The organism is Micromonospora globispora, from assembly GCF_003857015.1.
GTDB lineage: Bacteria > Actinomycetota > Actinomycetes > Mycobacteriales > Micromonosporaceae > Micromonospora > Micromonospora globispora.
In genome coordinates this window covers 21,850-31,623 of record NZ_QGGF01000286.1, presented here as the reverse complement: position 1 = coordinate 31,623, position 9,774 = coordinate 21,850, and the positions used below count along the sequence as shown (strand labels likewise).

Here is a 9,774-nt window from a genome sequence, read left to right as displayed (position 1 = left end):
GAGCGAGACGCCCACCCGGAGCCGCTGCGGCGGGACCAGCTTGTCGGGACGCCGGCCGGCCAGCACGGAGAAGCCGACGGCCGCGTCGGCCACCGTGCCGGTCAGCACGCCGTGCTCGGTGAGGCCGAACCAGTCCTCCGCGCCGAGCTGGCACGGGATCACGCCGCGGCTCGGCTTGAGGCCGACCAGGCCGCAGCAGGCGGCCGGGATGCGGATGGACCCCAGGCCGTCGTTGCCGTGCGCCATCGGCACCAGGCCGGCGGCCACCGCGGCGGCCGCGCCACCCGACGACCCGCCCGGGGTACGCCGGAGGTCCCACGGGTTGCGGGTCACCCCGGTCTCGTCGTCGGTGAGCGCCCAGAGGCCGAGCTCGGGCATCCGGGTCACCCCGAGAATCACCGCACCGGCGCCGCGCAGCCGCCGGACCACCTCGTGGTCGGCCTCCGCCACCGCGGTACGACAGGCGGCCGACCCGTTCCAGGTGGGCAGCCCGGCGACCGGGGTGTTCTCCTTGACCGCGATCGGCACCCCGGCCAGCGGGAGGTTGGCCAGGTCCTCCTGCTCGTCGACCTTCTCCGCCTCGGTGATCGCCTCCCCGCCGCGCACCGTGCGGAACGCGGCGAGGTCGGCGTCGGCCCGGACGATGTGGTCCAGGTGGTCGGCGACGACCTGGGTGGCCGAGACGTCGCCCCGGCGGACGCCCCGGGCGATCTGCTTGGCCGTCGCCCCCACCCAGGTCGTTGGCATGAAGTCCTGCACGGCCACCCTCCCCCAGCCAGCGGTCAGCCCAGCGCCTGCTCCAGATCGGCGAGCAGGTCGTCGACCGTCTCGATGCCGACAGACAGTCGCACGAGATCGCCGGGAACTTCAAGCGGCGAGCCGGCAGCACTTGCGTGTGTCATCCGGCCCGGGTGCTCGATCAGGGATTCCACCCCGCCGAGCGACTCGGCGAGCACGAAGAGCTTCGCCCGGTTGCAGATCTCCACCGCGTGCTCCTCGCCGCCGGCGGCGCGGAACGAGATCATGCCGCCGAACCGGCGCATCTGCTTGGCGGCCACCTCGTGGCCCGGGTGCGCGGGCAGGCCCGGGTAGATGACCTGGCCGACCTTGGCGTGCCCGTCCAGATAGGCGGCGATCCGCTCGGCGTTGTCGCAGTGCCGGTCCATCCGTACGCCGAGGGTCTTGATGCCGCGCAGGGTGAGCCACGCGTCGAACGGGCCGTTGACCGCGCCCATCGCGTTCTGGTGGTAGCGCAGCTCCTCACCGAGGCTCCGGTCCGCGGCGATCAGCGCGCCACCGACCACGTCGGAGTGTCCGCCGATGTACTTGGTGGTCGAGTGGACCACCACGTCCGCGCCGTGCGCGATCGGCTGCTGCAGGTACGGCGAGGCGAACGTGTTGTCGACCACCAGCAGGGCGTCCGCGTCGTGCGCGACACCGGCCAGGGTGGCGATGTCGGCGATGCCGAGCAGCGGGTTGGTCGGCGTCTCCACCCAGACGATCTTCGTGGTGCCGGGGCGGATCGCGGCCCGCACCGCGTCCGGGTCGGAGACCTTGGCCGGGGTGTACTCCAGCCCCCACCGCTCGGCGACCTTGGCGAAGAGCCGGTACGTGCCGCCGTACGCGTCGTCCGGGATGACCACGTGGTCACCCGGACGGCAGACGGTCCGCAGCAGGGTGTCCTCGGCGGCCAGACCGCTGGCGAAGGCCAGCCCGACCGGGCCACCCTCCAGCGCGGCGAGGCATTCCTGCAGCGCGTCGCGGGTCGGGTTGCCGGACCGGCTGTATTCGTAACCCTGCCGGGGCGCGCCGACCGCGTCCTGGGCGTAGGTGCTGGTCTGGTAGATCGGTGGGATCACCGCGCCGGTGCGGGCCTCGGGGTCCTGGCCGGCGTGGATGGCGAGCGTCTCGAAGCCGTGACTCATTCCCGAGACGTTAGTCCTCCCGCCCGTCCCACCGTGTGGAACCCAGGCGCGCGTCACATCCGCCGTTGCGTCGTACCGCTGCGCCATACTGGCCCGGTGAGTTCGGCCGCGCCGCTGCCATCCCGCCTGGTGCGGCTCACCTGGTCGGGCCTCACCGAATTCGACGTGACCGATTCCCGGCAACGCCTGACGTTGTACCTAACGCTGATGGACTGCGGTCAACGAAACGACATCGTCCGCTATGTCAATGCCGCTCTGCTGCGCCGGGACTGGCCACGCATCCGACGTCTGACTGCTCGGCGGGTGATCGCTGTGTGGGAACGTCGGCCGCCCGAACTCGCCGCTTGACAGTGACTGCGCCGAAAGGCGATCGGGCGGAGCCGGTACTAGGCTGCCCCCGGTGAGCGGGTGCGTGTTCTGCGGGATCGTGGCGGGCGAGGTGAAGGCGTTCCGGGTCGCCGACGAGCCGGACGGCGTGGCGTTCCTGGACACCCGGCCGGTCTTCAAGGGGCACGTGCTGGTGGTGCCGCGTACCCACGTGGTGACGCTGACCGATCTGCCCGCCGACGCCCTCGCCGGCTACTTCGGCCTGGTGCAGCGGCTCGCGGTGGCGCTGGAGAGCGGCCTCGGTGCCGGTGGGACGTTCGTGGCGATGAACAACAAGGTGTCGCAGTCCGTGGCGCACCTGCACACCCACGTGGTGCCGCGGACGAAGGGCGACGGCCTGCGCGGCTTCTTCTGGCCGCGCACCCGCTACGCCGACGACGCCGAGGCCAGGCAGTACGCCGACCGAATCGCCGCCGAACTGCCGGTACACCCGGACGCCTAGGGACAGCGGGGCGGATTCCACGCGCAGTAGCATGGCCCGCCCCGTTCGAACGAACCTCAGGCCACCAGGCTCGGTGCGCAACCTGCCGGCGCCCGTGCCGACCCACCCGCAACTGCGTCCGATGGATCCGGGTCCCCGGCTGCTGATGCGGCCGATGACCATCGTCCGGTTGGCCATCCCGTTCGCGCTGGTCATCCTGCTGATGCTGGTCGCCGTGACGGACTCCTGACGGGCTCGGTGATCGGCGGCAGGGCGGGTAAGGAAGTGGGGCCCGCCGGCGTTGCACGCGGGGAGAGGTACGAGAGGAGTTCCACCGTGTTCCTTCGCCGCAACAAGGCCGAGTTGCCCACCCCCGACCAGGCCCTGCCCGGCCGGCCCCTCGCGATGCCGGTCGCGGACCGGCACGAGGTGCTCCCCTCCTCGCTGAAGGGCCCGTTCCCGGAGGGCTCGCAGGTCGCCGTCTTCGGGATGGGCTGTTTCTGGGGCGCCGAGCGGCTGTTCTGGACGCTGCCGGGAGTGATCACCACGTCCGCCGGCTACGCGGGTGGGGTCACCCCGAACCCGACGTACGAGGAGGTCTGCTCGGGCATGACCGGGCACGCCGAGGTGGTCCAGGTGGTCTACGACCCCACGAAGATCAGCTACGAGGATCTGCTGAAGGTCTTCTGGGAGAACCACGACCCGACCCAGGGCATGCGCCAGGGCAACGACGTCGGTACGCAGTACCGCTCGGCGATCTACGCCACCACGGACGAGCAGCTGGCCACCGCCCAGGCGTCCCGGGACGCGTTCGCGCCGATCGTGGCGCGGGCCGGCAAGGGCGAGATCACCACGGAGATCGCCCGGCTCGGTGACTACTACTTCGCCGAGACCTACCACCAGCAGTACCTGGCACCGACCAAAAATCCGGGTGGCTATTGCAACCACGGCCCGAACGGCATGACCTGCCCGATCGGCGTCGCTCGCACGGCCGGCTGAGCCGCTCGATTCCGCTGACGCAAGGCCACCGGGCTTCTGACCGTTGGCGTTGCACCGCAACCAATCCCCTACCGATTGCTGCCGAGGCCGGGGAACCTGGCCGCGTCCCGGATCGCCAGTTCTGGGATCTCGACGATCTGACGGCCAGGTGCCTCGCGGGTGCCGCCCTCGTTGGCTTCCTTGTCGAGCTTCACGACCGTCGCCTCCGGCATGCCGAGAAACCTCAGCGTCGCCGCGATCCGCCGCTCCTCGCGACTCATTTCATCGACGGCTGGCGCAACGGTCGCGAATCGGGCGAGATAGCGCCGGCGCCTCCCGGTGACGCGCACCTCGATCTCGCCCATGGAGAGCCAGTCGGGCTCGGTCACATCGGGTTCTGAGTCGCTACCCTCGTCCGCAGCCGACGGGCCTTTCCGGATGGTCCTGATCAGGCCGACCGCCGCTACCACGCCCAGCGCCAGGTTCAAGGCGGCGGCTCCAAGCACAATTCCGTGGCCGAATCCGAACAGGAGACCGCCGAGTCCGGCGCAGATCACCAGGCTGACGAAGTACGCGACTTTTCCCCACCGGGTGCTCAGCCAGCTCAGCATGGCGAGCAGTGTGTCACGGCGGCCGCGGCCGCCATCCAACGACCCCGTCACGGTTTCCCGGAATCGCGGCAGGTGACGGCCTCGGGCCACGAGTAGCGCACCCTTCGCCAGAGTCCAAGAACCCGGGCGGCTACTGCAACCACGGCCCCAACGGGCTGAGCTGCCCGGTCGGTGTGGCCCGTACCGCCGGCTGAGCGCCCTGATGTCCGTTTCCCGGGCCTGCGGTGTTTGTCACACCGCGGGCCCGGTCCGATTCGGGCACCCCGCCGGGCGTCGACAGGAATGTCGGCCCAGCTCGCAGCCGCACAACGCGGGTCCGGCATTTTAGCAAATCCGTAACCCCGTAGACATCATCTCAACGGGCGAACCCCGGCCACCTCTGGCAGCATTGCGTGCCATGTGCGGACTGGCTGGGGAGTTCCGTCGTGACGGCTCGCGCGCCGACGTCGCGGCGGTGGAGCGGATGGCGGCCACGATGAGTGACCGGGGACCGGACGACAGCGGCGTCTGGTCGCAGGGCCCGACCGCCCTCGGGCACCGCCGCCTGAAGATCATCGACCTCTCCGCCGCGAGCGGCCAGCCGCTGGTCGACGCCGCCTCCGGCCTCACCGGCGTCTTCAACGGCTGCATCTACAACTACCGCGAGCTGCGCGCGGAGCTGCAGGCCAAGGGCCACCGCTTCTTCTCCTCGGGGGACAGCGAGGTCGTGGTCAAGGCGTACGCCGAGTGGGGACTGGACTTCGTCGACCACCTGATCGGCATGTTCGCGGTGGCGATCACCGAGCGGGACACCGGCCGGCTGGTGCTGGCCCGGGACCGGCTCGGCATCAAGCCGCTCTACCTGGCCGAGAGCCCCGGCGTGGTCCGCTTCGCCAGCACCCTGCCCGCCCTGCTCGCCGGCGGCGGCGGCGTGGACACCACCATCGACCGGGTCGCCCTCGCCCACTACCTGAGCTTCCACAGCATCGTGCCGCCACCGCGGACCATCCTGCGCGGCGTCACCAAGCTGCCCCCGGCCACCGTCCGGGTCTACGAGCCGGACGGCTCCACCCGGGAGCGGGTGTACTGGGACCCGGCGTTCACCCGGGCCGCCGAGCGGGCCGACTGGTCCGAGCGGGACTGGCAGGACGCGCTGCTGGAGTCGCTGACCACCGCGGTCCGCCGCCGGATGGTGGCCGACGTGCCGGTCGGCGTGCTGCTCTCCGGCGGGCTGGACTCCAGCCTGGTCGTCGCGCTGCTGGCCGGCGAGGGCCAGGCCGGCCTCTCCACGTTCTCCATCGGCTTCGACGCGGTCGGCGGCCGGGAGGGCGACGAGTTCGTCTACTCCGACCTGATCGCGAAGACCTTCGGCACCGACCACCACCAGATCAAGGTGCCCACCGGGGACCTGCTGCCGCCGCTGGAGGCGGCCGTCGCCGCGATGAGCGAGCCGATGGTCAGTCACGACTGCGTCGCGTTCTACCTGCTCAGCCAGGAGGTCGCCCGGCACGTCAAGGTGGTCCAGTCCGGCCAGGGCGCGGACGAGATCCTCGGCGGCTACCACTGGTACCCGCCGCTCGCCGGCGTGGACCGGGAGCAGGCGCTCGAGACGTACGCGAAGGCCTTCTTCGACCGGGACGCGGCCGGCCTGGCCGGGGTCCTCAACCCGGCGTGGCTCGCCGACGGCGACCCGGCCCGGGAGTTCGTGGCCGCGCATCTGGCCCGGCCCGGCGCGGCGACCGCGGTCGACGCCGGCCTGCGGATCGACACCCAGATCATGTTGACCGACGACCCGGTGAAGCGGGTCGACAACATGACCATGGCGCACGGGCTGGAGGCCCGGGTGCCGTTCCTCGACCACGAGTTCGTGGAGCTCGCCGCGAGCTGCCCGCCGGAGCTGAAGCTGGCCCAGGGCGGCAAGGGCGTGCTCAAGGAGATCGGCCGGCGGGTCCTCCCGCACGAGGTCATCGACCGGCCGAAGGGCTACTTCCCGGTGCCGGGCCTCACCCACCTCGAGGGCAAGCTCCTCGACCGGGTACGCGACGCGCTCTCCGCGCCCGAGGCCCGCCGCCGGGACCTGTTCCGCGCCGACTACGTCGACGCGCTGCTCGCCGACCCGAACGCCGAACTCACCCCGTTGAACGGAAACAAGCTGTGGCAGCTGGGACTCCTGGAAATGTGGCTCCAGAGCCACGGAATCGACTGACCATGACGGACACTCTCGCGACCAGAGCCGCACGGACCGACCGGGAGCGGGTGCTGGGTCGGCGCCGGGAGCGGATCGGTCCCGGCGGCGACCCGGTCGCGCCCGGCACCCCAGAGCCGCAGGCCGCCGACTCCGACGGCGTGGTGCTGGACTGCGGTTGGGGGCGCCTGGTCTTCGGCCAGACCTTCAACAACCACGCGGCGGTGGCCGCGGTGCTCCGTTCCGAGGCCGCCGGTGCCCGGGACATCTGCATCTACCTCCGCGACCCGCACGTGCTGGTCTCCCGGCTCCCCGACGAGCTCTTCATCGATCCGTCGCTGACGTACCGGCTGCCGCTGGGCGACCAGCGGCCGGCGGCGACGGAGGGCGGGGACGTGCCCGGTCTGCGGATCCGCCCGCTGCGCGACGCCGACGACGCGGATGCGGTGAACCGGATCTACTCCCGCAACGGCATGGTGACCGCCCCGGTCGAGGTGCTGGTCGACAACGCCCGGACCGACCGCTTCCTGCACCTGGTCGCAGAGGCGAGCACCGGCGAGATCGTCGGCACCATCACCGGCGTGGACCATGTGGCGGTCTTCGACGACCCGGAGAACGGCGCCAGCCTCTGGTGCCTGACCGTCGACTTCAACACCGCGCCGCCCGGCACCGGCCAGGCGCTGCTGACCGCGCTGGCCGACCGGCTGGACGAGCGCGGCCGGTCCTTCGTCGACCTGTCGGTCCTCGCGGAGAACTCGGGCGCGATCCGGCTCTACGAGCGGCTGGGCTTCCACCGCATCGCGGCGCTCTGCGTGAAGCGGAAGAACCCGATCAACGAGCGGCTCTTCCTGCCTGCCGCGCCCGAGGGGTATGACGAGCTCAACCCGTACGCGAAGATCATCGCGGACGAGGCGATGCGGCGCGGCATCCGGGTGGAGGTCACCGACCCGCACTGGGGCGAGCTGAAGCTGAGCAACGGCGGCCGGACGGTGCACACCCGGGAGTCGCTGTCGGAGCTGACCTCGGCGGTGGCGATGAGCCGCTGCGACGACAAGCGGGTGACCCGCCGGATCCTCACCGAGGCGGGCCTGTCGGTGCCGCGCGGCCGGACCGCCACCGGCGAGCCGGACGACGTGGCCTTCCTGGAGGACGTCGGCCCGGTGGTGGTCAAGCCGGCCCGCGGCGAGCAGGGCAACGGCATCACCGTCGGTGTCCGTACCCCGCAGGCGCTGGCCGCGGCGGTCGAGCTGGCCCGGCGGTTCTGCCCGGACGTCCTGATCGAGGAGATGCGCGACGGCGAGGACCTGCGGGTGGTGGTCATCGACCACGAGGTGGTGGCCGCGGCCGTACGCCGGCCGGCCCAGATCACCGGCGACGGGGTGCACGACATCAGCGAGCTGATCGAACGCCAGAGCCGCCGGCGCGCCGCCGCCACGGGCGGCGAGTCGAAGATCCCGATCGACGACATGACCCGCGAGGTGGTCGCCGAGGCCGGTTACCGGATGCACGACGTGCTGCCCAAGGGCGAGGTGCTCGCGGTACGCCGCACCGCCAACCTGCACACCGGCGGCACCATCCACGACGTCACCGCCGACCTGCACCCGGCGATCGCCGAGGCGTGCGTGGCCGCCAGCCGGGCGCTGGACATCCCGGTCACCGGGCTGGACCTGCTGGTGCCCTCCCCCGACCAGGCCGAGCACGTCTTCATCGAGGCGAACGAGCGGCCGGGGCTGGCCAACCACGAGCCCCAGCCGACCGCCGAGCGCTTCGTGGACCTGCTCTTCCCCAGCACCCGGGCACCGCAGCGGCTCTGGTCCCCGGCCGGGGCGGGAGGTGCCGGGTGAGCCCGAAGCCCCTGCCGATCGACCTGGACTACCTCCGCCAGGTGCTGGTGGAGCTGCTGGAGATCCCCAGCCCGTCGGGGCGTACCGACCACATCCAGCAGTACGTCGGCGAGCGGCTCTCCGCGCTCGGCATCTCCTCCACGCTCACCCGGCGCGGCGCGCTCAGCGCCTGCCTGCCCGGTCCCCGGCAGACCGGGGCCGACCGGGCGATCGTGGTGCACACCGACACCATCGGCGGCATGGTGAAGCGGCTGAAGGAGAACGGCCGGCTGGAGCTGAAGCCGATCGGTACGCACAGCGCCCGCTTCGCCGAGGGCGCCCACGTACGGATCTTCACCGACGATCTCGACCGGGTGATCACCGGCCAGGTGCTCCCGTTGAAGGCCAGCGGCCACCGGTACAACGACGACGTCGACCTGCAGGGCGTCGGCTGGGAGCAGGTCGAGGTCCGACTCGACGAGCCGGTGACCGACATCGCCGGCCTGCGGACCCTCGGCATCGACGCCGGCGACTTCGTGGCGCTGCTGCCCAACCCGACGATCACCCCCAGCGGGTACGTGAAGTCCCGGCACCTGGACGACAAGGCCGGGGTGGCCGCGGTGCTGACCGCGTTCAAGGCGATGGTCGACGCGGGGGTGACCCCGGCGGTCACCGCGCACCTGCTGGTCACCGTCACCGAGGAGATCGGCCACGGGGCGAGCCACGGCCTGGACCCGGACGTCGCCGAGATCGTCTCGGTGGACGCGGCGGTGGTCGCCCCCGGGCAGCAGTCCCGGGAGGACGCGGCCACCCTGGCGATGGGCGACGGCGTCGGTCCGTTCGACTACCACCTGACCCGCAACCTGGCGGCGATCGCCCGGGAGCACGGTGTCGACCTGGTCCGGGACGTCTTCGACTACTACCGCTCCGACGTGGCGGCGGCGGTCGAGGCGGGCGCGCACGCCCGGGTGGCGCTGCTCGGTTTCGGCGTGGACGCCACCCACGGGCACGAGCGCACCCACCTCGACGGGCTGCGCCAGCTCACCCGGCTGCTCTGCCTCTACCTGCAGAGCGACCTGGTCTTCCCGGAGTGGGACGCCGAGCCGGAGGGCGACCTGGCCGACTTCCCGTCGCTGGCCGTCCAGCCGGCGTCCGAGGAGGGCCCGCGCGAGGGCCCGATCGGCCTGGACTGAGGGCGTGTGATCCAAATCCGTTGCCGGGCCGGTCGGGGAGTCGATAGCGTGGCGGTACACGGGAAAGGAGGTGGTCCAGACTTGTATAGCAATCGGACTCGTGAGGTGGCTGTCCGCTAGCCGCTGTCCTCGACAGTAATTTCGTCCGTCGCGAGGCGGGCACAGGCACCATCGTCGAGACCGTGTGGCAGCGGTGCGGCGAATCCACGACAGCCACCCGACCCCCGGGGTGCCGGCCCAGTCCAGCCGGCCCGCGCGCGAGCGCGGAAGCC

10 protein-coding genes and 1 pseudogene are annotated in these 9,774 nt (G+C 71.7%); 8 read left to right on the top strand and 3 right to left on the bottom strand.

All coding sequences use genetic code 11. The features are described from left to right. Together DKL51_RS13915 and DKL51_RS13910 are read right to left on the bottom strand one after the other, a co-directional pair. Positions 1–765: amidase (locus tag DKL51_RS13915; RefSeq protein ID WP_148097784.1), on the bottom strand; the 765-nt coding region annotated here is incomplete at its 3' end. 17 nt (positions 766–782) lie between these two features. Further along, complete coding sequence (locus tag DKL51_RS13910) at positions 783–1,925, bottom strand: cystathionine gamma-synthase (protein WP_109945612.1); 1,143 nt, start codon at positions 1,923–1,925, stop codon at positions 783–785. A 96-nt stretch (positions 1,926–2,021) separates the two neighbouring features. Here DKL51_RS13910 and DKL51_RS13905 point away from each other — a divergent pair, with 96 nt between their 5' ends. From DKL51_RS13905 to msrA, 4 genes are all read left to right on the top strand, one after another. Continuing rightward, entirely contained in the window at positions 2,022–2,273 is a 252-nt protein-coding gene (locus DKL51_RS13905) for a hypothetical protein (protein WP_243420842.1), read from the top strand. A gap of 52 nt (positions 2,274–2,325) precedes the next feature. Next, positions 2,326–2,754, top strand: a complete 429-nt coding sequence (locus DKL51_RS13900) for an HIT family protein (RefSeq protein ID WP_109945611.1) — start codon at positions 2,326–2,328, stop codon at positions 2,752–2,754. 73 nt (positions 2,755–2,827) lie between these two features. Then, positions 2,828–2,983: a hypothetical protein gene (locus tag DKL51_RS34920; protein WP_165823157.1), complete on the top strand. Its 156-nt coding sequence runs from the start codon at positions 2,828–2,830 to the stop codon at positions 2,981–2,983. 86 nt (positions 2,984–3,069) lie between these two features. Beyond that, positions 3,070–3,732: a peptide-methionine (S)-S-oxide reductase MsrA gene (msrA, locus tag DKL51_RS13895; RefSeq protein WP_109945610.1), complete on the top strand. Its 663-nt coding sequence runs from the start codon at positions 3,070–3,072 to the stop codon at positions 3,730–3,732. 68 nt (positions 3,733–3,800) lie between these two features. On the opposite strand, the gene DKL51_RS13890 is transcribed toward msrA, so the two are convergent. Beyond that, a complete protein-coding gene (locus tag DKL51_RS13890; protein ID WP_109945609.1) occupies positions 3,801–4,322 on the bottom strand; it encodes a hypothetical protein in 522 nt (173 codons plus the stop codon). Between the two features lie 113 nt (positions 4,323–4,435). Here DKL51_RS13890 and DKL51_RS13885 point away from each other — a divergent pair. The 4 genes and pseudogenes from DKL51_RS13885 to DKL51_RS13870 all read left to right on the top strand — a co-directional run. Then, positions 4,436–4,516: pseudogene (locus DKL51_RS13885) on the top strand (peptide-methionine (S)-S-oxide reductase MsrA); the annotation flags it as partial. Between the two features lie 203 nt (positions 4,517–4,719). Continuing rightward, entirely contained in the window at positions 4,720–6,507 is a 1,788-nt protein-coding gene (locus DKL51_RS13880; RefSeq protein ID WP_109945608.1) for an N-acetylglutaminylglutamine amidotransferase, read from the top strand. Between the two features lie 2 nt (positions 6,508–6,509). Next, a complete protein-coding gene (ngg, locus tag DKL51_RS13875) occupies positions 6,510–8,330 on the top strand; it encodes an N-acetylglutaminylglutamine synthetase (protein ID WP_109945607.1) in 1,821 nt (606 codons plus the stop codon). Beyond that, positions 8,327–9,502 carry an osmoprotectant NAGGN system M42 family peptidase gene (locus DKL51_RS13870; RefSeq protein ID WP_109945606.1) on the top strand — a complete coding sequence of 392 codons (1,176 nt, stop codon included), beginning with the start codon at positions 8,327–8,329 and terminating at the stop codon, positions 9,500–9,502. Before ngg ends, DKL51_RS13870 begins: the two co-directional genes overlap by 4 nt. Positions 9,503–9,774: the final 272 nt, after the last annotated feature.